General features: G+C 64.7%; 21 protein-coding genes. 10 read left to right on the forward strand and 11 right to left on the reverse strand.

The window, feature by feature from the left end; all coding sequences use genetic code 11:
* The first annotated feature begins 306 nt into the window (after positions 1-306).
* Entirely contained in the window at positions 307-1,869 is a 1,563-nt protein-coding gene (locus AB3X98_RS23395) for an MFS transporter (protein WP_368603694.1), read from the forward strand.
* A 137-nt stretch (positions 1,870-2,006) separates the two neighbouring features.
* On the opposite strand, the gene AB3X98_RS23400 is transcribed toward AB3X98_RS23395, so the two are convergent.
* Positions 2,007-2,597 carry an acyl-homoserine-lactone synthase gene (locus tag AB3X98_RS23400; RefSeq protein WP_069267131.1) on the reverse strand — a complete coding sequence of 197 codons (591 nt, stop codon included), beginning with the start codon at positions 2,595-2,597 and terminating at the stop codon, positions 2,007-2,009.
* 177 nt (positions 2,598-2,774) lie between these two features.
* Between AB3X98_RS23400 and AB3X98_RS23405 the strand changes: the two genes are divergently transcribed.
* A complete protein-coding gene (locus AB3X98_RS23405; RefSeq protein ID WP_368603693.1) occupies positions 2,775-3,080 on the forward strand; it encodes an XRE family transcriptional regulator in 306 nt (101 codons plus the stop codon).
* Here the strand turns inward: AB3X98_RS23405 and AB3X98_RS23410 are convergent.
* Together AB3X98_RS23410 and AB3X98_RS23415 are read right to left on the reverse strand one after the other, a co-directional pair.
* The gene (locus tag AB3X98_RS23410) at positions 3,064-3,768 is read right to left on the reverse strand and encodes a LuxR family transcriptional regulator (RefSeq protein WP_028206371.1); all 705 of its coding nucleotides are present in this window, start codon (positions 3,766-3,768) and stop codon (positions 3,064-3,066) included. The two genes, AB3X98_RS23405 and AB3X98_RS23410, sit on opposite strands and share 17 nt — an antisense overlap.
* 459 nt (positions 3,769-4,227) lie before the next feature.
* The gene (locus tag AB3X98_RS23415) at positions 4,228-4,668 is read right to left on the reverse strand and encodes a DUF3005 domain-containing protein (protein WP_069267182.1); all 441 of its coding nucleotides are present in this window, start codon (positions 4,666-4,668) and stop codon (positions 4,228-4,230) included.
* 325 nt (positions 4,669-4,993) lie between these two features.
* Here AB3X98_RS23415 and AB3X98_RS23420 point away from each other — a divergent pair, with 325 nt between their 5' ends.
* Both AB3X98_RS23420 and epsC read left to right on the forward strand, forming a co-directional pair.
* A complete protein-coding gene (locus tag AB3X98_RS23420) occupies positions 4,994-5,227 on the forward strand; it encodes a hypothetical protein (protein WP_069267130.1) in 234 nt (77 codons plus the stop codon).
* A gap of 125 nt (positions 5,228-5,352) precedes the next feature.
* Positions 5,353-6,282 carry a serine O-acetyltransferase EpsC gene (epsC, locus tag AB3X98_RS23425; protein ID WP_254355650.1) on the forward strand — a complete coding sequence of 310 codons (930 nt, stop codon included), beginning with the start codon at positions 5,353-5,355 and terminating at the stop codon, positions 6,280-6,282.
* A 47-nt stretch (positions 6,283-6,329) separates the two neighbouring features.
* Here epsC and folE read toward each other — a convergent pair whose 3' ends face one another.
* Positions 6,330-7,010, reverse strand: coding sequence for a GTP cyclohydrolase I FolE (folE, locus tag AB3X98_RS23430; protein WP_368603576.1), 681 nt, complete (start codon positions 7,008-7,010; stop codon positions 6,330-6,332).
* A 90-nt stretch (positions 7,011-7,100) separates the two neighbouring features.
* The gene (locus AB3X98_RS23435) at positions 7,101-8,024 is read right to left on the reverse strand and encodes a LysR family transcriptional regulator (protein ID WP_368603575.1); all 924 of its coding nucleotides are present in this window, start codon (positions 8,022-8,024) and stop codon (positions 7,101-7,103) included.
* A 312-nt stretch (positions 8,025-8,336) separates the two neighbouring features.
* Between AB3X98_RS23435 and AB3X98_RS23440 the strand changes: the two genes are divergently transcribed.
* The 5 genes from AB3X98_RS23440 to pcaC all read left to right on the forward strand — a co-directional run bounded on the left by AB3X98_RS23440 (position 8,337) and on the right by pcaC (position 12,425).
* A complete protein-coding gene (locus AB3X98_RS23440; protein WP_368603574.1) occupies positions 8,337-9,044 on the forward strand; it encodes a 3-oxoacid CoA-transferase subunit A in 708 nt (235 codons plus the stop codon).
* Between the two features lie 17 nt (positions 9,045-9,061).
* Entirely contained in the window at positions 9,062-9,721 is a 660-nt protein-coding gene (locus AB3X98_RS23445; RefSeq protein ID WP_042260188.1) for a 3-oxoacid CoA-transferase subunit B, read from the forward strand.
* A 129-nt stretch (positions 9,722-9,850) separates the two neighbouring features.
* Positions 9,851-11,203, forward strand: a complete 1,353-nt coding sequence (locus AB3X98_RS23450) for a 3-carboxy-cis,cis-muconate cycloisomerase (protein ID WP_368603573.1) — start codon at positions 9,851-9,853, stop codon at positions 11,201-11,203.
* A gap of 44 nt (positions 11,204-11,247) precedes the next feature.
* On the forward strand, positions 11,248-12,036 hold the full coding sequence (pcaD, locus tag AB3X98_RS23455; protein WP_368603572.1) for a 3-oxoadipate enol-lactonase: 789 nt from the start codon (positions 11,248-11,250) through the stop codon (positions 12,034-12,036).
* Positions 12,036-12,425 (forward strand): 4-carboxymuconolactone decarboxylase, encoded by a 390-nt coding sequence (pcaC, locus tag AB3X98_RS23460; protein ID WP_069267124.1) that lies wholly within the window; start codon positions 12,036-12,038, stop codon positions 12,423-12,425. The genes pcaD and pcaC overlap by 1 nt, the downstream gene beginning before the upstream one ends.
* A gap of 37 nt (positions 12,426-12,462) precedes the next feature.
* Here the strand turns inward: pcaC and AB3X98_RS23465 are convergent, their stop codons facing one another.
* The 3 genes from AB3X98_RS23465 to AB3X98_RS23475 form a co-directional block, all read right to left on the reverse strand.
* Positions 12,463-13,530, reverse strand: a complete 1,068-nt coding sequence (locus tag AB3X98_RS23465) for an NAD(P)/FAD-dependent oxidoreductase (RefSeq protein ID WP_254315518.1) — start codon at positions 13,528-13,530, stop codon at positions 12,463-12,465.
* Positions 13,531-13,574: 44 nt separating this feature from the next.
* Positions 13,575-13,823 (reverse strand): hypothetical protein, encoded by a 249-nt coding sequence (locus AB3X98_RS23470; protein WP_069267122.1) that lies wholly within the window; start codon positions 13,821-13,823, stop codon positions 13,575-13,577.
* Positions 13,824-14,049: 226 nt separating this feature from the next.
* Positions 14,050-15,378: an aspartate aminotransferase family protein gene (locus tag AB3X98_RS23475; RefSeq protein WP_342946271.1), complete on the reverse strand. Its 1,329-nt coding sequence runs from the start codon at positions 15,376-15,378 to the stop codon at positions 14,050-14,052.
* Positions 15,379-15,549: 171 nt separating this feature from the next.
* On the opposite strand from AB3X98_RS23475, the gene AB3X98_RS23480 reads away from it, so the two are divergent.
* Complete coding sequence (locus tag AB3X98_RS23480) at positions 15,550-16,953, forward strand: PLP-dependent aminotransferase family protein (RefSeq protein WP_368603571.1); 1,404 nt, start codon at positions 15,550-15,552, stop codon at positions 16,951-16,953.
* A gap of 21 nt (positions 16,954-16,974) precedes the next feature.
* Here AB3X98_RS23480 and AB3X98_RS23485 read toward each other — a convergent pair whose 3' ends face one another.
* From AB3X98_RS23485 to AB3X98_RS23495, 3 genes are all read right to left on the reverse strand, one after another.
* A complete protein-coding gene (locus AB3X98_RS23485) occupies positions 16,975-19,350 on the reverse strand; it encodes a DNA polymerase II (protein WP_368603570.1) in 2,376 nt (791 codons plus the stop codon).
* Positions 19,351-19,422: 72 nt separating this feature from the next.
* Complete coding sequence (locus tag AB3X98_RS23490; RefSeq protein WP_368603569.1) at positions 19,423-20,040, reverse strand: LysE family translocator; 618 nt, start codon at positions 20,038-20,040, stop codon at positions 19,423-19,425.
* 199 nt (positions 20,041-20,239) lie between these two features.
* The gene (locus tag AB3X98_RS23495; protein WP_368603568.1) at positions 20,240-21,694 is read right to left on the reverse strand and encodes a DUF2252 domain-containing protein; all 1,455 of its coding nucleotides are present in this window, start codon (positions 21,692-21,694) and stop codon (positions 20,240-20,242) included.
* Positions 21,695-21,735: the final 41 nt, after the last annotated feature.

Raw genomic sequence — 21,735 nt, forward strand, 5'->3', positions numbered from 1 at the left:
TCGCGCGGCCTCGGGCGAAGCTGTGAGGAGGCGGGCGCGGCGTGTTGTGTCGTAACTGGCGAGAAGCTTAATGGATCGCAAGTAAAAACGCAGTCGGACTGTATGAAATGTGGAAGGTACTGGAAGGAAGATCAAGTGCCTTGCGTCGGAATACCGCAGCGCCGCCAGGTTTTCGTTTGCTATGCCGTTATGTTGCACGCGCACCGGCATCCCGCTATTGTTGCCTCTTTTTCGCTCCGCGCAGTCTCTTCCCCTCCCGTGAAACCTTCCTCCGCTAACCTGCCGTTTCGCGACGCGCTGCTGGCCATGCTCGGCATCGGCCTCGTCAACATGCTCGTCGCACTCGATCAAACCGTCGTCAGTACCGCTTTGCCCTCGATCGTCGCCGAACTGCACGGTTTCGAGTTCTACGCGTGGATCGCGAGCGCCTACCTGCTGGCCTCGGTCGTGACGGTGCCCGTGTTCGGCCGGCTCGGCGACTACTTTGGCCGCAAGCGCTTCGTGATCGCCGCGGTGATCGTATTTACGGTGGCCTCCGTGCTGTGCGGGCTCGCGACCGACATGCGTTTTCTGGCGGCGGCGCGTGCGCTGCAGGGCGTTGGAGGCGGGATGATGGTGGGCACGGCGTTCGCCTCGATTCCCGATCTCTTTCCCGACCCGCGCGCCCGGGTGCGCTGGCAGGTCGTGATGGCGGCCGCCTACGGCATCGGCACGGCAGCGGGGCCTTCACTGGGCGGCTGGCTCAGCGAGCACTTTGGCTGGCGCTCGACCTTCCTCGTCAATCTGCCGGTCGGCGCGCTTGCGCTCTATTTCATCTGGGCGCATCTGCCGCGCTATCAGCCGGCGCGTACCGGCGAGGTGCGCATCGACTGGACGGGCGCCGCGCTCGTCGCGCTGGTGCTGGGCGGTTTCCAGACCCTGATCGAGGCGGTGCCCAAAAGCGGCCTGACGCCCGGCAACGGCGCGCTCGCGCTGGCGGTCCTCGCCGGCGCGGCGGCGCTGCTGGCCTGCGAGCGCCGCGCGACGCACCCGATCATCCCGCTCGACCTGTTTCGCGACCCGCAGCTCGTCACCCTGTTTACGCTCTCGACGCTTTCGGGCTTCGTGATGTTCTCGCTGATCTTTTTCGCGCCGCTCCTGCTACAGGGCGGCTTCGGGCTGTCGCCCCAGGAGGCGGGCCTGCTCGCCACGCCGATCGCCGCCTGTATCGCGCTAGGCAGCCTGATCAACACGCGCATCGTGATCCGGCTGCGCAAGCCCACGACCATTCTCACGGCCGGCTTCAGCCTGCTGGTCGCGGCTTCCGCCGGTCTTGCCTTCGCGTCCCGCCACACGGCGCACCTCTGGCTCGAACTGGCGATGTCGGCGGTGGGCATCGGGCTCGGCTTCATCCTGAACAACCTGAATATCTTCGGCCAGGAGATCGCCGGGCGGGAGCGTTTCGGCATCACGACTGCCTTGTTGCAATCCACGCGCATGGTGGGCGGCATGCTCGGCACCAGCGTCGTCGCGACCATCGTCAACCATCGCTATGCGGCCGGGGTGGGGGACGCGCTGGCGGTGATCGGCGCGCCGCTGCAGCAGCGCTGGCAACCCAAGCTCGCCGATCCGCGCGTGCTGATCGACCCGTCGCTGCGCGAGGGTCTCGTCGCGCAGATGAAGGCGGCGGGGCTCGACGGCGCGGCGCTGATCGATGCGGTGCGCCACGTACTGGTAGATGCGATCCATCTGGGGATCGGCCTGACGGGCTGCGCGGCGCTCGCGGCGGCCCTGTGCGTGGGTCGGATTTCCCACATCCGCTTCAGCCGCAGCGCGTCGGCGGCGCAGAAAAGCGCGGAGGCGCGTGCCGACGAGGTCAAGGCCGATTAGGGCGCGCAGCGTTCGGGTGTAGGCCGTCGGCGCAGGTTTCGGTAATATTTGTCTGACAAAAACAACAGTATGCCTGGCTGAGCGAGAAAGGCCGCGGCGCCCAGCCAGCGCGTATTTGTCCCTGCGCGGCGTCGCCCTCAGGCGGCGTGGGCCATTGCCCCGAATAGCGCGTGGTGCGTTTGCTCGCTCATCGCGATCTCGAGCGCGACGGCGTTCTCCACGCCGATGCGCATCGGCGCGCCAAGCCGCGTCAGCTCGATGCCCGTGCGGCGCAGCAGGCGCTCCATCGGCGTCGTGGTCACCGTCACATAGCTGTTGATGCCCGCCCGGTCGGCGAACGAGACGACCGCGCGCATTGCGCTCATGGTCACGTCGGCGAAGCCGAACGCCTGGTCGTTGCCGGATTCGATGGCGAAGCGACTCAGTTCCCAGATGTTGCGCGACGTAGGCGCAGCTTTGCCCTGCAGCAGTTGCGGGAACGTGTCGCGCAGCATGTTGGGGCCTTCGGTGGGCATCAGGCGCCAGCAGCCGCGCACGTGGCCCGCGCCGTCCTGGATCAGCATGTAATGAGGCCCGAGCGCGTCGTAGCCGTCGATTTCCATCCCCGCGATGGTGGGAATGTCCCAGCCGAGGCGGTCGCGGAACACGCGCGCGCGCAGCCGGTACATCTCGTTGATGTCCTCGTTGTCGAAGTCCTGTCTCAGTCCGATCCGTATCGCAGCTTGCATGACAACTCTCCCGATTTGTGTGGAGGCGCGGCAGTACGGTTCGAAAGCTATGCGTTATGAATATAAAAAAACACCTATCTAGATAGGTAGGTGCGCAGATAGGGCCTCTTAAGGAGAATCACTTCCGCGGCAGTCACTCATCAGGCATATCTGACAGCGAGAGTCATCATGGAACTTATGGGCAATCAATGGCACTCGGGTGCGAATACCATGTCGTCCCCGGGGGATCTGTCCTCGGTCGTCGACCGCGTCCTGATCATTGCGTATCGGAAGAAGAAGAAAGAGAGCCAGCGCCGCTTCTGGGCGCGCTTCGGCGTGACGCAGTCGCGCGGCAGCCGGTTCGAGTCGGGCGCGGAGATTCCGCCGCCGGTGTCGATCCTGCTGGGGCTGTATTTCAACAAGACGATTTCGGACGGCGACCTTGGCCGTGCCGAGCGCGTGCTGCGCGGCGAAGCACCGATGGTGCTTAGCCCGGGTCAATAAGACCCATCTGGGTTGCAATCACGGCTGCCGCTCGCCGTGAGTTCACGCCGAACTTCCCGCGAATGTTCTTCATGTGGAAGTTCACGACGGCCTCAGAGCAATTCAGGATGTGAGAAATTTCCCAAGTGGACTTGCCTAGCGCAGTCCACTTGAGGCATTCCTTTTCCCGTGGCGTGAGCTTGGGAATCAGCGACTGGACATGGTCGTTCAGATGCCGCTGGCTCGTGTCCAGCACGAGGTCGCGCAGCAGGACGAGATTCGGCAAGGCGCGGTTCACGTCGTCCCAGAATTTGTCCGTGGGATTCGCGTCGTTGACGAAGCAGAGCATGCCGATTTCCTGGCGCGGGCCATGGATCGGCAGGGTGATGCCTGCGCGCAGCCCGTACGAGCGGGCCTCCTCGTACATCGATTGTTGCTGTTCGGTCGCGAACAGCTCCGGCGACCAGATGAGCGGCGCCGAGCGCGTGGTGCAGTGCGACACGGTCGGGTCGAAGTAGGCCATCCCGTGGTCGTTGTACGTCTGCCGCCAGGCGGCCGAGTAGTTCGTGCGGATGAACGCATCCTCGAGCCTCATGCCCGGGCGCGGCAAGATAGCCAGCATGAGCTGGCTGAATCCCCACGAGCTGGCGAGCTTCGCCACCGCGTCGAACCACGCTGCCTCTTCGGGCGCGTCGAGTACGGGCGACATCTGCTCAATAAAATGTAGAGGCACGTTCAACACTCTCCATCAGCGCTGGGCGAGATCGCGGGGCAAGCCCTCAGACACTCGCTCCTCGCTTCTTATGATGTAAGAATTTATCACTAAATTCCTATCCGATCCCACCTCGTCTGCAATCCTCCCGCTTTGCGGGGGTCATTTCTGTCAGATTTCGGTGACATCGGAGAGAATTCTGCGTCTCCTGAACAAGCGCGGGCCTGCACGAAAAACGTGCATTGCGGAGCCGAAATAAAGCCGGACGCCATTTCGAGGCAAAAGCGCGCAGCGCGCCGGGATAATGCCCGCGATTTATCGGCTTTCATTATTTTTCAGGCTTTTCATTGCGAGTTTTAACTGCACTCGACTGGATACTGTCTGTATCCGCCATTGCTGCGATTTCGCCTGGATAATCGCAAACGATTCGCCGCATGGTGAGCGGCGAACCGTTGTTCAGGGCTTGCGCTGCAACTCGATCACGCGGGTCGGCCGCAGGTGGTTCAGCGCGAAGTGCAGCCGTCCAGGGCTGCGGCGCACGCCCTCTTCGCGCGCGGCGTTGCGCTGCCACTCGGCGTCTTCGGGCTCTTCGGGTGCGCTCATGCCGAGGTCGACGACCTCGTAGCCGGACTCCAGCGCGATAGGCAGCCGGTGCACGCCCTTGCGGCTGTCGAAACCCGCCAGCCCGTCATCCGCTTCGGCCACGCTGTTGACGAGCGTCGCATTGCTGGTCGTCACTTCGTCGGGGCCGATGCAGCCTTCGCCCGCCAGGCGTGCCGCCTCGCGGTTCTTGCCGTCCGTGTCGACCGAACTGTCGTGTGTGCGGTCGTTATGGAGTTCGGCGCTGCGCGGCCGCGACGGCGACGCGCTCACATCTCCCGCATTCGGTTTCTGCATGTCGTCGGGACGATTCATGATGCTTCCTCCTTGGAAGATCTGGGTGCCTGCGTTCAGCAGGCCATTCCGCAAGCGCCGTTCCGCTGCAGCGCCGCGCCCTTGAATCGGGGTGAAAAGCAAGCCGGTTCGCCAGGAGAACGCCTCCAGCGATGTTGCATTTTTTTCGTTGGTTTGGGCTTTTTCCCAGGAGTATGATCCTCTTTCAACGAGTTGGCGCGCTTTCGATTAATGGGCCGGGCGAGGGCCCATGCTGTGGCTTTGCCGCACGATCCTGAATGCACGCGCCAAATAAAATGGACGAGGCAGTCAGGGGCGGGTGACACACATGCACTTCGACGCTGCATTTACGCATCGTGGCTATTTGCTGAATTGCGCACCGGCGCGTGCCGGTGACGGCACGTATCAGCCGTATGTGGTGATTTCGCGCTCGAGCGACGGCGAACTCGTTGCCAACCGATTTTTCCCTGCCGAATTGCGCTTTTCCGATGAAGGGGCCGCCATCGCTCATGCGCGCGACTGGGCCGTGCGCTGGATCGACGCGAGCACGGTCACGCTGTGATGGCGCGCGCCTCGCGTGCGTGGATCGGCGCCGAGGGCGCTTCGGCGAACTCCGGCAAAACGCGGTAATCTCTGGGGTCGATACACTCACTCCTGCGCAGACTCTGCGTCTGCTGCCGCATCACCATGTCCAAAGCTGCTTCCCCCGACTGGGGTCTCGAACAGATCGTCGCCGATCTGCGTGCGTCGCGTGAAGAGCGGCACCGCACGCGCCATCCGCTCGGCATCCGCGAACTGCCGTCACGCGATGCGGTCGTCAACATCGTGGCGGGCCTGCGCGCCGCGCTCTTTCCCACGCATTACGGCGCGCCCGATCTGACCGACGAGAGCATCGATTACTACGTCGGCCATACACTCGACAGCACGTTGCGGCTGCTTGCCGAGCAGATTCGCCGCGCGCTGCGCTTCCTGCCGGAGAGCTCGCAGGCGAGCGACGACGAACTGCGAGCGCGTGCATTCGACGTGGCGCGCGAGTTCGGCCGGCAACTGCCCGATATTCGCGCGCTGCTCGTGAGCGACATTCAGGCGGCGTTCACGGGCGACCCGGCCGCGCAGCACATCACCGAGATCCTGCTGTGCTATCCGGGCGTGTGGGCCATGACGCATCATCGGCTCGCGCATGCGCTGCACCGCCTCGGCGTGCCGCTGCTCGCGCGCTTCATCAACGAGATCGCGCATTCGGCAACGGGCATCGACATTCACCCGGGCGCACAGATCGGTTCGAGCTTCTTCATTGACCACGGCACGGGCGTCGTCATCGGCGAGACGGCGATCATCGGCGAGCGCGTGCGCGTGTATCAGGCCGTGACGCTCGGTGCGAAGAGTTTCGCGGCCGACCTCGACGGTACGCTCGTGAAGGGCAATGCGCGCCATCCGATCGTCGAGGACGACGTGGTGATCTACGCCGGCGCGACGATTCTCGGCCGCGTGACGATCGGGCGCGGCTCGGTAATTGGCGGGAACGTGTGGCTCACGCATAGCGTGCCGCCGGGCAGCAGCGTGCGCCAGGGCAAGATTCGCGAGATCGAGCGAGGCGACGAAGGTCCGCTCAAGTAAGGAGGGGAACGGGACACGCGGTCCCGTTCTTTAACTGTGCGTTGCGATCAGGTATTCGAGACGCTCATTGCGCTCGGATTGCCGACGATCGCGAGAAACTCGCGGCGCGTGGAAGGATCGGTGCGGAACGTGCCGAGCATGCGCGACGTCACCATCGCCACACCCGCCTTGTGCACCCCGCGCGTGGACATGCATTGATGCGCCGCTTCGAGTATCACGCCCACCCCCTTGGGCTGCAGGATTTCATTGAGCGTGTCGGCAATCTGCGCGGTCATCTTCTCCTGGATCTGCAGGCGCTTCGCGAATGCGTCGACGAGACGCGCGAGCTTCGAGATGCCCACCACGCGATGCTCGGGCAAATACGCCACGTGCGCGCGCCCGATGATCGGCACCATATGATGCTCACAATAGCTCTCGAAGCGGATGTCCTTCAACACGATCATTTCGTCGTAGCCATCCACCTCCGAGAAGGTGCGCGACAGGATTTCGCGCGGATCGACCGCATAGCCCGCGAAGAATTCCTCATAGGCGCGCACGACGCGGCCCGGCGTATCGAGCAGCCCTTCGCGAGCGGGGTCGTCCCCGGCCCAGCGCAACAGCACGCGCACGGCGTCCTCGGCTTCGGCGCGTGACGGACGCGCGACGGTCGCGCTCGCTGTGTTCTTGCGTTGCTTCGCGCTTTGCTTCGCGAGTTGCTTCGATTTCCCGGCCTTTTTTTCTTCGCTCATGCATGGGCTCCTGTCATGTGGGAGTACGCCGCTTTGGCGTGCACCACGAGCGCCCATTGTTTCATGTTTTGCCGTGCTTGGCGCGAGGGGTCATTTGGGCCATTCGTCCATGGCGTCGTTGAACAGTTCCGCCACGATGCTGCGCAGCCATTCGCCACGCGGCGCATTGTGATACTTGCGATGCCAGTGCTGCTTGAGATCGAAACGCGGCAACTGCAGCGGCGGCTCGACGAGCGTGATCGATGCATGCTCGGACACGTAGGCGAAGCCGATTGCATGCGGCACGGTGGCGATGAGATCGGAGCGCGTGAGAATGAACGGCAGGCTCATGAAGTGAGGCGTTTCGAGCACGGCGCGTCGGCGCATGCGCCTTTTCTCGAGATACTGCTCCAGCACTTCCTGGCTGCGTCCTTCGGCGCGCACGACGGCATGGCCCATCGCGAGAAACTGCTCGATCGTCATGGTCTTGCCCGCGAGCGGATGCCCGCTGCGCATCATGCAGATGAAGCGGTGCGTGAAGAGGCGCTGCTGAAAGAAGTTGTTGCCGCCGAGGTCGGGGAAATAGCCGACCGCGAGATCGATGTCGCCCGATTCGAGACCGCGCTCGACCTGGTTGGGCGGCAGCGACACCGAACGCAGGTTCGCGTTGGGCGCGCGCTCGGAGAATACCTGCAGGAGGCGCGGCAGAAACACGATCTCGCCGACGTCGGAGAGCGCAATGGAGAATGTGTGCGTGCTCGTGACGGGATCGAAGTCCTGCGCCTGCAGCATGCCTTTCTCGATGTGCACCAGCGCGTCGCGTGCGGCGGGAATGAGGGCGAGCGCGCGCGGTGTGGGCTCCATGCCGCGCGAGGTGCGCACGAAGAGCGGATCGCCGAAGAACTCGCGCAGCTTGCCGAGCGCCGTGCTCACGCGCGGCTGGCTCACGCCGAGCCGCTCGGCGGCGCGGCTCACGTTGCGCGTTTCCTCCATGGCCACGAGAAAGGGGATGAGATTCAGATCGAGGTCTTGCATGAAGGCGGGCGCGGCGGCGCTGACTATGTCGAAATCGGATAAAGACTAGACGATGAATCACAATTCCGGATACTGGGGTATGTGCCCACGGGCGCGCGTGGCCTGAAGGGCGGGCAGTGCGTGCGGTCGGGCGCGCATCGGCGTCGACATGAAGTAGATTGCCTGTGTGGGTAGACCCGCCTTGACAAGCGCTTGAATCCACTCCGATAATGCGCTGGACGTTCGCTAAACGAATCAGTGTTCGTATATAGAACTTTTTCGCGATCGAGTGACGTGGACCTTCCGCGATGCGCATCGCTTTCAGGAACAGGCATGATCAACAAGATTTTCGACTCGCTTCAAGCCGCCGTGGCCGATGTGCATGACGGCGCCACGGTGATGATCGGCGGCTTCGGCACGGCCGGTATGCCCGCCGAACTGATCGACGCGCTCATCGAGCAGGGCGCGCGCGACCTCACCATCGTCAACAACAACGCAGGCAACGGCGACATCGGCCTGGCCGCGCTGCTCAAGGCGAAGCGTGTGCGCAAGATCATCTGCTCGTTCCCGCGCCAGACCGACTCGTATGTGTTCGACGCGCTCTATCGCGCCGGTGAAATCGAACTCGAACTCGTGCCGCAAGGCAATCTGGCCGAGCGCATCCGCGCCGCCGGCGCCGGCATTGGCGGCTTCTTCACGCCCACGGGCTACGGCACGAAGCTGGCCGAAGGCAAGGAAACGCGCCTGATCGACGGTCGTCACTATGTGCTCGAAGCGCCGCTGCACGCCGACTTCGCGCTCATCAAGGCGTACAAGGGCGATCGCTGGGGCAACCTCGTCTATCGCAAGACGGCGCGCAACTTCGGCCCGATCATGGCAAGCGCGGCGAAGGTCGCTGTCGCGCAGGTTTCGGAGGTCGTCGAACTCGGTCAGCTCGATCCGGAAAACATCGTAACGCCCGGCATTTTCGTGCAACGCGTCGTGGCAGTGCCGCAAGCGGCGCATCAAGCGCACGCCGACCAAAGCGGCCAGGCAGCCTGAAGGAACGGAGAGAGGCAATGAAACGACTGAATCGCGACGAAATGGCCAAGCGCGTGGCCGCGGACATTCCCGAAGGCGCGTATGTGAATCTCGGCATCGGCGTTCCGACGCTGGTGGCCAACCACCTCGATCCGAGCAAGGAAATTTTCCTGCACAGCGAGAACGGCCTGCTTGGCATGGGCCCGGCGCCCGCGCCCGGCGAGGAAGACGACGAACTCATCAACGCGGGCAAGCAGCACGTCACGCTGCTCACCGGCGGCGCGTTCTTCCACCACGCCGACTCGTTCGCGATGATGCGCGGCGGCCACCTCGACTACTGCGTGCTCGGCGCGTTCCAGGTGTCGGTGAACGGCGACCTCGCGAACTGGCACACCGGCGCGCCCGACGCGATTCCGGCCGTGGGCGGCGCGATGGACCTCGCACTCGGCGCCAAGCAGGTGTTCGTGATGATGGAACTGCTCACCAAGCAGGGCGAAAGCAAGCTCGTGAGCGAATGCTCGTACCCGGTCACGGGCGTGGGCTGCGTGGGCCGCATCTATACCGACCTCGCCGCGTTCGATGTCACGCCCGAAGGCCTCGCGGTACGCGAGATCTATTCGGACATCGATTTCGACGCGCTGCAGAAGCTCGCCGGCGTGCCGCTGATCGACGCGACGCAAAACCGTCGCGCAGCGTAAACTGTCTGTAGACGTGCGCATCGTTCGCACGTGAGTGGCGCGGCAACCCTCGGCATTCGTCGACGGTTGCCGCGCCCGCTTCGTTCCGGCTGTATCGGAACGCCTGCTTTTTTCCGCGCGCCACACTCCATGATTGAACGCCTCACGAGCCTGATCTGCGGGACCGAACCGATGAACGCGGTCTGGTCTCCCGATGCCACGCTGCAACGCATGCTGGACGTCGAAGCGGCGCTCGCGCGCGCCTCGGCGGCGCATGGCGTAATTCCGCACTCGGCCGTGGCCGCGATCGTCGCGGCCTGCGCGGCGGATCAGCTCGACGCCCCGGCGCTCGCGCGCGACGCCGCGCTGGGCGGCAACCTGGCGATCCCGCTCGTCAAGCAGCTCACGGCGCGCGTGAAGGCCGCCGACCCCGAAGCCGCCAAGTACGTGCACTGGGGCGCCACGAGCCAGGACATCATCGACACGGCAACGGTGCTGCAGTTGCGCGATGCGCTCGCGTTGATCGAGCGCGGCATCGACGCGCTCTGCGCGACGCTGGCGGACCTCGCGCGCACGCATCGCGCGACGCCCGCGGTCGGGCGCACGTGGCTGCAGCAGGCGCTGCCCATCACGCTCGGATTGAAGTTCGCGCAATGGCTCGACGCGGTGCTGCGCCATCGCGAACGCCTCGTCGTGCTGCGCGAGCGCGCGCTCGTGCTGCAGTTCGGCGGCGCGGCCGGCACGCTCGCGAGCCTGCGCGACGCCGCCCCGGCGGTGAGCGCTGCGCTCGCGCAAGAACTCGTTCTCGCGCTGCCTGCGTTGCCGTGGCACACGCAGCGCGACCGCATTGCCGAAGCCGCATCGTTCTTCGGCATGCTCATCGGCACGCTCGGCAAGATCGCGCGCGACATCTCCTTGCAGATGCAGACCGAAGTCGGCGAACTGGGTGAACCGGCGGCGGCAGGCAAGGGCGGTTCCTCGACCATGCCGCACAAGCGCAATCCCGTGGGTTGCGCAGCTGTCCTGACGGCTGCCGCACGCGCGCCGGGCCTCGTCGCGACGGTGTTCGCCGGCATGGTTCAGGAACACGAGCGCGCGCTCGGCGGCTGGCAAGCCGAGTGGGATGCGCTACCCGATCTCGCGCGCCTCGCCGGCGGCGCGCTCGCGCAGATCGAACAGATCACGGCCGGACTCGAAGTGCGGCCCGAACGGCTCGCGGCGAATCTCGACATCACGCACGGACTCATTCTCGGCGAGGCCGTGATGCTCGCGCTTGGCGACCGGATCGGGCGCCTGGACGCGCATCATCTCGTTGAGCACGCATCGAAATCCGCGGTGCAAAGCGGCCGTACGCTGTACGAAGTCCTCGCGGCGGATCCCGCCGTCACGAGGCACCTGGACGAAGCGCGCCTCGAGGCGCTGCTCGATCCGGCCAACTACGTGGGCCAGGCCCACGCATTCGTCGACGCGGTGCTCGCGTCGTATGAAGCGAAAGCAAAGTAACGCACGCCCCATTGATTACAGAAGACACACGAGGAGTAACACGCATGCCTTACGCAGCCGTCAACGACACGCATTTGTTCTACCGCATCGACGGTGCGGAGAACCATTCGGCGCCATGGGTGGTTCTGTCGAATTCGCTCGGTAGCGACGTGTCGATGTGGACGCCGCAGATCGTCGAGTTCACGAAGCATTTCCGCGTGCTGCGCTACGACACGCGCGGCCACGGCCACTCGGCGGCGCCGCTGGGCCCGTACACCATCGAGCAACTGACCGGCGACGTGATCGGCCTGATGGACCAGCTCGGCATCGAACGCGCGCATTTCGCGGGCGTTTCGATGGGCGGCCTGACCGGCGTCGGCCTCGGCGCGCGTTACGCCAACCGCATCGATCGCCTCGTGCTGTGCAATACGGCCGCAAAGATCGGCTCGCCGGAGGTGTGGGTGCCGCGTGCGGCGAAGGCTCGCAGCGAAGGCATGCTCGCGCTCGCCGACGCGGTGCTCCCGCGCTGGTACACGCCCGAATTCATCGCCAACAATGCACTCGTGATGTCGCAGGTTCGCGACGTGTTCGTGCATACGGACAAGGACGGCTATGCTTCGAACTGCGAAGCGATCAACGCCGCCGATCTGCGCGGCGAGGCGCCGTCGATCAAGGCGCGCACGCTCGTGATCTCGGGTACGCACGATCTGGCCGCGACGCCCGCCCAAGGACGCGAGCTGGCCGAATCGGTGCCGGGCGCGCGCTATGTCGAGCTGAACGCCGCGCACATATCGAACGTCGAGCTGGCGGACGAGTACAACAAGATCGTGGTCGATTTCCTGCTGGGGGCGTGATGAACGACGAAGACCGCTACGAAGCCGGCATGAAGGTGCGCCGCGCGGTGCTGGGCGACGCGCACGTCGATCGCTCGCTCGCCAACCGCACCGAAGTGACCGAGGAATTCCAGAACTTCATTTCGCGCTACGCGTGGGGCGAGATCTGGACGCGCGATGGCTTGCCACGCCACACGCGCAGCCTGCTGACGATCGCGATGATGGTCGCGCTCAACCGCAGCGAAGAACTCGCGCTGCATCTGCGCGCCGCGCGCAACAACGGCGTCACGCGCGACGAGATCAAGGAAGTGCTGCTGCAGACAGCGATTTACTGCGGCGTGCCGGCGGCGAACTCGGCGTTCCATCTCGCCGACCGCATCTTCCGCGAGCAGGACGCCGAGCAGGGCTGATCGTGTGGTAACAACGCGCGGGGCATGCGCCCCGCGTTCAGTCGAATACCGGCGACTCCACACCGAGCACCTTGTGCAGGCGTGTGCTGGTCGTCGTGTACTGCAGATGGATTTTCTTCTCGGGAAACACGTGATGCGCCGCGCCGAACGCAGCGAGCGCGGCTTCGTGAAAGCCGGAGAGAATCAGCTTCTTCTTGCCCGGATAAGTATTGATATCGCCGACGGCAAAGATGCCCGGCACGCTCGTCTCGAAGCGCGCCGTATCCACGGGCAACTGCTTGCGTTCGATCTCGAGGCCCCATTGCGCGATCGGCCCGAGTTGCGGCGACAGGCCGTAGAAAACGAGCAAGTAGTCGAGATCCAGTGAGCGCGTGACGCCGTCGCCGCCCGTCACCTTGATGCGTTTGAGCTTGCCGCCTTCGTCGTCGAAGCCGGTCAGCTGGCCGACGATGGACTGCATGCGCCATTCCTCGCATAGCGCGTGCATCTTCGCGACGGTTGCCGGCGCGGCGCGATAGCCCTCGCGCCGGTGCAGCAGAATCACGCTCTGCGCGACGTCCACGAGCTGCAGCGCCCAGTCGAGCGCCGAATCCCCGCCGCCACACACCACGACGTCCTTGTCGCGAAAGGGTTCGACATCGCGCACGCGGTAGAACAGCTGCGTGTCGCGGTAGCGCTCGATGCCGCTCAGCTTGAGCGTGCGCGGCTGAAACGAGCCCACGCCCGCCGCGATGAACACCGTCTTCGCCAGAAACTGCGTGCCCTTGCTCGTCTGCACGAAAAAGCGGCCGTCGGCGCGCGGCTCGACGATTTGCACTTCCTGGCCGAGATGGAACGTCGCGCCAAAAGGCTCGATTTGCTGCATCAGCGCATCGACGAGCTGTTGGCCGGTGCACATCAGCACCGCCGGAATGTCGTAGATCGGCTTGTCGGGGTATAGCTCGGCACACTGGCCGCCCACCACCGGCAGCGAGTCGACCACGTGCGCGTGGATTTCCATCAGGCCCAGTTCGAATACCTGGAAAAGTCCCACCGGCCCGGCGCCGATGATGAGCGCATCGGTTTCGATAAGCTGCGGCGGGAAGCGATCGTTGCGCTCGTTCATCGGCGAGCTCTCCTTGCAAGAGGCAGGGACAATGATCAAGAGTCCTATTCTTCCGGCTGCACGTCGGCTACGTAACGACGCAGGCAGGCGAGCAGCGCGGCTTCCTCGGCGCGGCTCGCTGCGTCGCTGGCCGAACCCGCGTCGCGCTCTTCGCCGAACATGGCCGCGGGCGCGGGGATCGTGTCGACCACGCGGCCGTCACGGAACACACGGATTTGATGGGTCGCTTCCATATACTCGGCGATCCAGTGGACGCCCTCGATATGCGTGCCGATGCGGACTGGCATCTTCATGAGATTCCCTCCTGGCCAGCGCACGTCGGTCGATGCGCGCTCGCCGCAATCGCGTTTCTTATGGCGGATAGGGCAACGATACGCCGATGGCGCGCGCTGTGCTTGAACCGGGTCCTCGCGCGCCGACGGCCGGAAAAAGAAAGGGCGGCCCGAGCCCGGGCCGCCCTTGCGGCGGATTACCAAATGAAAGCAGGCGCGCGTAAGCCGTTAGCTCGCGCCTCGCGCGTTACTGCACCGTGGCGAGCACGTCGCGCACCGTGCCGAACAGGCGTGCGATTTCCTCTTCGGTCACGATGAGCGGCGGCGAGAACGCCAGGATGTCGCCCGTGAAGCGGATCAGCACGCCCGCCTCGAAGCACTTCACGAAAACCTCGTAAGCGCGCGCGCCAGGTGCGCCGTCGCGCGAGTCCAGTTCGACGCCGGCAACGAGGCCAAGATTGCGCACGTCTTTCACGTGCTTCTCGCCGCGCAGCGCATGCGCGGCGGCCTCGAACTTCGGCGCGAGCGCGTCGGCGCGCTCGAACAGGCCCTCGCGGCGATACAGATCCTGCGTCGCGATCGCGGCGGCGGCGGCGAGCGGGTGCGCCGAATAGGTGTAGCCGTGGAACAGCTCGATTGCGCCCTGCGCGCCGCTATTCACGATCGTGTCGTGAACCGCGCGGCTCGCGGCCACGCCGCCCATCGGCACGGCGGCGTTGTTGATCGCCTTGGCCATGGTGATGATGTCCGGCGTCACGCCGAAATACTCGCTGGCCGTGGCCTTGCCGAGGCGCCCGAAGCCCGTGATGACTTCGTCGAAAATCAGCAGGATGCCGTGCTTCGTGCAAATCTCGCGCAGACGCTGCAGATAGCCTTGCGGCGGAATCAGCACGCCGGTCGAGCCTGCCACCGGTTCGACGATCACGGCGGCGATGGTCGAGGCGTCGTGCAGCGCGACGATGCGCTCGAGGTCTTCCGCGAGATGGGCGCCCCAAGCCGGCTGGCCCTTCGAGAACGCGTTGTGCTCGAGATTGTGCGTGTGCGGCAGGTGATCGACGGCGGGCAGCAACTGGCCCGAAAACGCCTTGCGATTCGGCCCGATGCCGCCCACTGAAATGCCGCCGAAGCCCACGCCGTGATAGCCGCGCTCACGGCCGATCAGCTTGGTGCGCTGGCCTTCGCCGCGTGCGCGATGGTAGGCGAGCGCGATCTTCAGTGCGGTGTCGACCGACTCGGAGCCGGAGTTCGTGAAGAACACACGGTCGAGGCCGGCCGGCATGATTTCGGCGATCTTCTGGGCCGCTTCGAACGCGAGCGGGTGGCCCATCTGGAACGTGGGGGCGAAGTCGAGCGTAGCGGCCTGCTGGGCGATGGCCGCGACGATTTCCTCGCGCGCATGGCCCGCGTTCACACACCAGAGGCCCGCGCTGCCGTCCAGCACTTCGCGGCCGTCGGTCGTGCGGTAGTACATGCCCTTGGCCGATTCGAGCAGGCGCGGCGCGGCCTTGAACTGGCGATTGGCGGTGAAGGGCATCCAGAACGACGAGAGATCGTCGATGACGGGGCGCGAAGTCATGCGTGCTTCTCCTCAGGTAGGTTTGGCTCAACTGTAGCGCCGAGGCTTGAACGACGGCATAGACAGTCTCTATACTGATCTGCAAACCGTGCTGGACAATTCTCGCCAACTGTATTGGTCGGCACCGGGAATCGTACGGGTTTTCCCTCGCACTATACGCTTGCTTTCCCGATGATCGAACTCGAACTTGAGCGCGGCCGCGGCGTCACGACGACGCTTGTCGAGCAGCTCGTGCAGGGCTTCGCGCGCGCGATCGAAGCGCAAACGCTGCGCGCCGGGGCGCTCCTGCCCTCGGTGCGTCAGCTCGCGCAATCGCACGAACTATCGACCTATACAGTGACCGAGGCGTACAACCGTCTCGTTTCGATGGGCTTCGTCGTCGCGCGGCGCGGCTCGGGCTACCGCGTGGCGCCCCGCAGCGAGTCGGCGCGGGCGAGCGCGGCGGGCTGGCAGCCGCCCACGCTGACGGCGACCTGGCTGCTCTCCGACGTGTTCGCCGATCATTCGGTGCCGATCAAGGCGGGCTGCGGCTGGGTGCCGGGCGAGTGGATCAACGAAAGCGGCCTGCAGCACGCCTTGCGCGCCATGAGCCGGGTGCCGGCCGTGCGTCTTGGCGACTACGGGCACCCGTACGGTTACGCGCCGCTGCGCGAGCGCATCGCGGCGCAGCTCGATCGTCAGGGGCTGCCTGTCGAGGTGTCGAACGTCCTGCTCACGCAGGGCGCGACGCAGGGGCTCGACCTTGTCGTGCGTACGCTGCTGCGGCCCGGCGACACGGTGCTCGTGGAAGACCCCGGCTACTGCAATCTGCTGCAGATTCTCAAGCTCGCGGGGCTCACGGTGCATGGCGTGCCGCGTACGCCGGCAGGGCTCGACATCGAGGCGCTGGAGCGCCAGGTGGCGGCGCACCAGCCGAAGGCGATCTTCGTGAACACGACGCTGCAGAATCCCACCGGCGCGACATATGCGATGTCGAACGCCTTCCGCTTGCTGCAGATCGCCGAGCGCCAGCGCATGTGGGTCGTCGAGGACGATGTGAGCCGCGAGCTTGCGCCGCCAGGCGCGCCGTTGCTCGCGGCGATGGAAGGCTTGCAGCGCGTGCTGTACGTGAGCGGCTTTTCGAAGACGGTCACGCCTTCGCTGCGTTGCGGCTATGTGGTCGCGGAGCGCGATGTGCTGCGCGAACTGGCGCGCGCGAAGATGGCGGTGGGGCTCACCTCGTCGGCGACCATCGAGCGCATGGTCGACAAGGTCTTGCTCGAAGGACGCCACGCGCGCCACGTCGAACTCGTGAACGAACGCCTGAAGGCCGCGCATGCCTGCGTGGAGGAGCGGCTCGACGCGCTGGGGCTCGAGATATTCCACCGGCCGCGCGCGGGCTTGTTCGTGTGGGCGCGCCTTGCCATCGAACCCGAACGGGCCGGCGCGATCGCGACGGCCGCGCTGCGCGACGGCATCTGGCTCGCGCCTGGCTCGTATTTCAGGCCCGACGACGAACCGAGCGCGTGGTTTCGTTTCAACGCGCCATATTCGACGGACGATGCGCTGTGGCGGTTCATTGAGCGCGCGCGCTAAGGCGTGCGCGACGGCCCACGCTTAAAACAGACTCTGCTGCCCCGACATCAACGTATCGAAATCCTCGCGCAGGAAAGGCAGAATCGCGTCCGCAACCGGCTGTAGCTGGCGGCTCACATAGAACGCGTAATCGAGCGGCGAACTTAGCGTTTCGAGCGGCTCGGGGCCGGCCGTAGTCATCACGTAGCTGATCCAGCCGCCGTTCTGATACTGGAGCGGACGGCCTTTCGCGCGATTGAACTCGTCCGCGACGCGGGCCGCCCGCACGTGCGGCGGCACGTTGCGCTGGTACTCGACGAGCGGCCGCCGCAGGCGCTTGCGGTAGACGAGCTGGTCGTCGAGTTCGCCGTTGAGCGTGCGCCGCACATAGTCGCGGATGTAATCCACGTACGGCTCGCGCTGGAAAATGCGCCGGTACAGTTCGCGCTGGAATTCCTGCGCGAGCGGCGTCCAGTCGGTGCGCACGGTTTCGAGGCCCTTGAACACGACTTCTTCGCCGCCGTTCCTCGCGAGTGTGAGGCCGGCGTAGCGCTTCTTGCTGCCTTCTTCCGCGCCGCGCACCGTGGGCATGAGAAAGCGCGAATAGTGGCGCTCGAACTGCAGCTCCAGAGCGCTTTGGAGACCGAAGCGTTCCTGCAGTTCGGCCTTCCACCAGGCGTTGACGTGCTCGACGAGCTGCTTGCCGGTGCGCGTGGCGTCGGCTTCGCTGTGCGCGTGCTTGAGCCAGACGAAGGTCGAGTCGGTGTCGCCGTAGATCACGTCGTAGCCTTGCGCCTCGATCAGCTGACGGGTTCTGCGCATGATCTCGTGCCCGCGCATCGTGATCGAAGAGGCGAGGCGTGGGTCGAAAAAGCGGCAACCGGTCGATCCGAGCACGCCGTAAAACGCGTTCATGATGATCTTGAGCGCCTGCGAAAGCGGGGCGTTGTGCTGCCGCTTCGCATGTTCGCGGCCCTCCCACACCTGGCGCACGATTTCGGGCAGACAGTGCTTCTCGCGCGAGAAGCGCGCGCCGAGAAAGCCGGGCACGGACGCTTCGTCGCTGGGATCGTTCAGACCTTCGATGAGCCCGACGGGATCGATCAGGAAGGTGCGGATGATCGAGGGGTAGAGGCTCTTGTAATCGAGCACGAGCACCGAATCGTAGATGCCGGGGCGCGAGTCCATGACGAAGCCGCCGGGGCTGTTTTCGCCCACCACGTCGCCGAGATTGGGCGCGACGTAGCCGAGCCGATGCATTTTCGGCAGATACAGATGCGTGAACGCGGCGACCGAACCGCCGCTTCGATCCACCGGGAGCCCTGTGACGGACGCGCGTTCGAGCAGAAACGCCATCAGCTCGGTTTTCTCGAAGACGCGCGTGACCAACTCGCAGTCCTTGAGGTTGTAGATGGCCAGCGCGGGTTTGTCTTCGTCGAAACGGCGCTGGATCTCGTCCATGCGCTGATACGGATTGTCGATCGACTTGCCCTCGCCGAGCAGCGCCTGCGAGACGTATTCGAGGCTGAACGACGGGAAGCTCCAGGTGGCCGAGCGCAGCGCCTCGATGCCGTCGATGATGAGGCGCCCCGCGGCGCCCGCGAAGAAGTGATTCTCGCGCATGCCGTGTTCGCGCCACTCCATGACTTCGCCGCCGCGCCCAAGACGCAGCGGCACGCCGGTTTGCTGGGCGTGCGCGTGCAACACGCGCAGATCGAACTGCACGAGATTCCAGCCGATGATCGCGTCGGGATCGTGCTGCGCCATCCATGCGTTGAGGCGTTCGAGCATCTGCGCGCGGCTTTCGCAGTATTCGAAGTCGAAGTCGATCGGGCTCGCATCGCCATTTGCGGGGCCGAGCATATAGACCTGGCGCTGTCCGCAGCCTTCGAGCGCGATCGAATAAAGCTCGCCCTGGGCGCTCGTTTCGATGTCGAGCGACACCAGTTTCAACTGCGGGCGATAGCCGTTGGCGGGTTTCATCTCGCCTTCGAGCAGAACGCCGCTTTCTTGCGGGCTGCCCGCATCGCCGCGAAGCAGCACGGGCGCCGTGATGAAGCGCTCCATCATGTAGCGCTCCGGCGGCTGGATATCGGCTTCGTAGACGTCGACGCCCGCTTTGGCGAGGCGCTTTGCGTGCCCGGCCAGGGCGCGATATTGCGGGGAATAGAGCCCAAGCACCGGGCGGCGCTGGAAGTCGCACAAATTGAGCGGGCGTAGCTCGGCGCGTGCGTCGCCCTTCAGCGCGGCGCGGGCCGCCGCTTCCTGAGCGGCCGGCACGAATGCGACAGAGGGCTGGGGACGCAGGCGCAGCTGGCGCGGCCCTGCATCGGTCGCGAGCCAGAAGTCGACCTCGGTGTGCTCTCCCGTATCGCGCCAATGGCGGGTGAGAATAAAACCCGCTTCAAACTCAGACAAAGTGTGACTCCGCCGCCCATGTTTCCCGCTTGCGATTGTAGCGTTTGAACGGGTGAAGGGCGGCGGGTCGTCTTAATGTTGAAGCAAATGCGCAAACATCGGATACAGCGAGACGAGCAGCGAAAGCGCCATGAAGACATTGAAGGCGCGCAGTCGTCGCGGATTCGACAGAAAACGCCGCATGCTGGTGCCGAACGCGGCCCAGATGCAGATGCAGGGCAGACCAATCACATAGAACAGGAAGGCCATCGCCATCGTATTGGTGCCGAAGTTCGTGGAAAGGCGGATCGTGGTGGCGGCCGTGAGCACCATCATCCACGCCTTGGGATTGACCCACTGGAACGCGATGGCTTCGTGAAAGCGCATGGGACGGTGTTCGCCGCTCTTCACCTTGATGTCGCCCGAGGTGCCGATTTTCCACGCCAGATACAGCAGGTACGCAATGCTCGCGACCTCCAGCACGGTATAGAGCGACGGGACGTGCCTGAAGACCTGACCAAGCCCGAAGCCCACCGAGAGCATGAGCACGACCACGCCCGCGCTGATGCCGAGAATGTGCGGCAGCGTGCGACGAAAACCGAAGTTGACGCCGGAAGCGAGCAACATGGTGTTATTGGGGCCGGGCGTGATGGTCGTGACCACGACGAAAAGCATGCCGGCGGGCAGCGCACTGAGCATTTCGGGCAGCATGATGCGAGGGGCTCCGGAAAGAGAAGACAGATTCGACGGAACCCAGTTTATCGACAGTTCGCGGTACAGTACCGGTACAGTTGTGGAGACGCTCAACGGTACGGATTGGGGGCATGAAGGGTCGAGTGGCGTCTACGGACCCGGCGCGCAGGGCATGAGCGGCGCGCGTCACCGCTCCGGACTGAACGGCGCTCGAATCCTACTGACGAATGACCTGAATGCGTCCCGCCTTGACTGCCGCTTTCAAAACCGCCCAGTCCCGCTCATTTTGTTCTGCGTAGGCGAGCGAGAATCGCACGATGGCTTCGTCGAATACCGCTGACTTGCCCGCATATCCGCTGAGCAACGCGGGATCGCCTGCCTTTGCCATCGAATGGGCCAACGCGTGGGCGCAGGAAACCGCATACTCGCCGAGATCTTCGACGTCGAAGGTCGTGAAGTCGAAGGCGCCCTTCATGTCGCGCAATTGCCTCACGTAGAAGTCGTTGCCGGTGTGGCGCATCTTCGACCATCCGAGGAAGATGTCACTGGCGGACTGCAGCAGACGCTGCCCGTTGACCACACGTTGACCATGGTTGGGGTAGCGGCTCGGCGGCAGATAGCCCTCCAGCACGGAAGTGCGCGCCTCTTTGAGTTGAAGGAAAAGCGGGCAATCGCCGTCGGCCATGAAAAGCGCCTCATAGCAACGCGTTCCGACCGAGCCGATGCCCACCACACGAATGGCGACATCCACCAGTTCATATCGGTCGAAGAGTGCGCGCCTGTCGTCGGGAAGCGTCAGCCGGTAGTCGGCGAAGAAGCGCCGTACCATCGCGTTGTACTGCTTGCTGTCACTCGCGCTCTCCAGCGGTACGTGATACACGAGCGGCGGGACATCCTTGATCCGCAGCTTGCCGTTGATCACCTCGGTTGCATGAGTCAGCACGGTACGCGACGACTGTTGTCTTGCCTTTTCGATGACGGCCAGTTCCTTGTTCCTTTCTTCGACGGAATCGGCAATGGCCAGCATGCTCGCCGCCTTGAACTGGCAGTACCAGACGTCGAGCGTGTCCATGCGGCTGAAGTCGGCGAGCCGTTGGCGGAAGGTTGCGCACAACCGGCGCACGATGCGTTGCTGGTCACGCAAGGTAAATCCGCGCTCGCGCGCAGCGATCACGAACGATGTCGCGAGTCTGCGTACGTCCCAGTCGAATGGTCCAGGCAGCGTCTCGTCGAAGTCGTTGGGGCCGAACAGAACGCGCCGCTCGGGGCTCGCGAACAGACCGAAGTTGGCCAGGTGCGCATCGCCACCCAGTTGCACGATCACGTTGGAATGCGGCAGCGTCGACAGATCGTGCGCCATGAGCGGCGCCGCACCGCGATAGAACGCGAACGGACTCGCGACCATCCGTCCATAACGGATGGGTATCAGTTCGACTACCCGCCCCACGTTGGAAGCGTCGAGGAGTGCGATGGGATCGCGATCTGCAGTCCGGCATTCGGCGAGCTTCTCGCGCGGCACTTCCTTGCGAGCCGTCTTGCCCCGTCTGACGCGATCGGCCAGCGAGCCACGCCCCGCAAAGAGTGTGGATGGGTCTTCCTGCACCGTCGGCGTAGCCGGGTCAGCGAGAACTGCGCCGGGGGCGGCGCGCTTTGTGTTAGCGGGATCGGGCACGCAGCACTCCTATTTTCGATTCAAGGCCGGCTCGGACCTGT

It is taken from the genome of Paraburkholderia sp. BR14312 (genome assembly GCF_040948675.1).
Taxonomy (GTDB): domain Bacteria; phylum Pseudomonadota; class Gammaproteobacteria; order Burkholderiales; family Burkholderiaceae; genus Paraburkholderia; species Paraburkholderia nodosa_A.

Coding starts and splice junctions, on each gene's coding strand:
- AB3X98_RS23395 (WP_368603694.1), top strand. CDS start 307: ATGCTCGGCATCGGCCTCGTCAACATGCTCGTCGCACTCGATCAAACC.
- AB3X98_RS23400 (WP_069267131.1), bottom strand. CDS start 2,597: ATGCAAGCTGCGATACGGATCGGACTGAGACAGGACTTCGACAACGAG.
- AB3X98_RS23405 (WP_368603693.1), top strand. CDS start 2,775: ATGGGCAATCAATGGCACTCGGGTGCGAATACCATGTCGTCCCCGGGG.
- AB3X98_RS23410 (WP_028206371.1), bottom strand. CDS start 3,768: ATGTCGCCCGTACTCGACGCGCCCGAAGAGGCAGCGTGGTTCGACGCG.
- AB3X98_RS23415 (WP_069267182.1), bottom strand. CDS start 4,668: ATGCAGAAACCGAATGCGGGAGATGTGAGCGCGTCGCCGTCGCGGCCG.
- AB3X98_RS23420 (WP_069267130.1), top strand. CDS start 4,994: ATGCACTTCGACGCTGCATTTACGCATCGTGGCTATTTGCTGAATTGC.
- epsC (WP_254355650.1), top strand. CDS start 5,353: ATGTCCAAAGCTGCTTCCCCCGACTGGGGTCTCGAACAGATCGTCGCC.
- folE (WP_368603576.1), bottom strand. CDS start 7,010: ATGAGCGAAGAAAAAAAGGCCGGGAAATCGAAGCAACTCGCGAAGCAA.
- AB3X98_RS23435 (WP_368603575.1), bottom strand. CDS start 8,024: ATGCAAGACCTCGATCTGAATCTCATCCCCTTTCTCGTGGCCATGGAG.
- AB3X98_RS23440 (WP_368603574.1), top strand. CDS start 8,337: ATGATCAACAAGATTTTCGACTCGCTTCAAGCCGCCGTGGCCGATGTG.
- AB3X98_RS23445 (WP_042260188.1), top strand. CDS start 9,062: ATGAAACGACTGAATCGCGACGAAATGGCCAAGCGCGTGGCCGCGGAC.
- AB3X98_RS23450 (WP_368603573.1), top strand. CDS start 9,851: ATGATTGAACGCCTCACGAGCCTGATCTGCGGGACCGAACCGATGAAC.
- pcaD (WP_368603572.1), top strand. CDS start 11,248: ATGCCTTACGCAGCCGTCAACGACACGCATTTGTTCTACCGCATCGAC.
- pcaC (WP_069267124.1), top strand. CDS start 12,036: ATGAACGACGAAGACCGCTACGAAGCCGGCATGAAGGTGCGCCGCGCG.
- AB3X98_RS23465 (WP_254315518.1), bottom strand. CDS start 13,530: ATGAACGAGCGCAACGATCGCTTCCCGCCGCAGCTTATCGAAACCGAT.
- AB3X98_RS23470 (WP_069267122.1), bottom strand. CDS start 13,823: ATGAAGATGCCAGTCCGCATCGGCACGCATATCGAGGGCGTCCACTGG.
- AB3X98_RS23475 (WP_342946271.1), bottom strand. CDS start 15,378: ATGACTTCGCGCCCCGTCATCGACGATCTCTCGTCGTTCTGGATGCCC.
- AB3X98_RS23480 (WP_368603571.1), top strand. CDS start 15,550: ATGATCGAACTCGAACTTGAGCGCGGCCGCGGCGTCACGACGACGCTT.
- AB3X98_RS23490 (WP_368603569.1), bottom strand. CDS start 20,040: ATGCTGCCCGAAATGCTCAGTGCGCTGCCCGCCGGCATGCTTTTCGTC.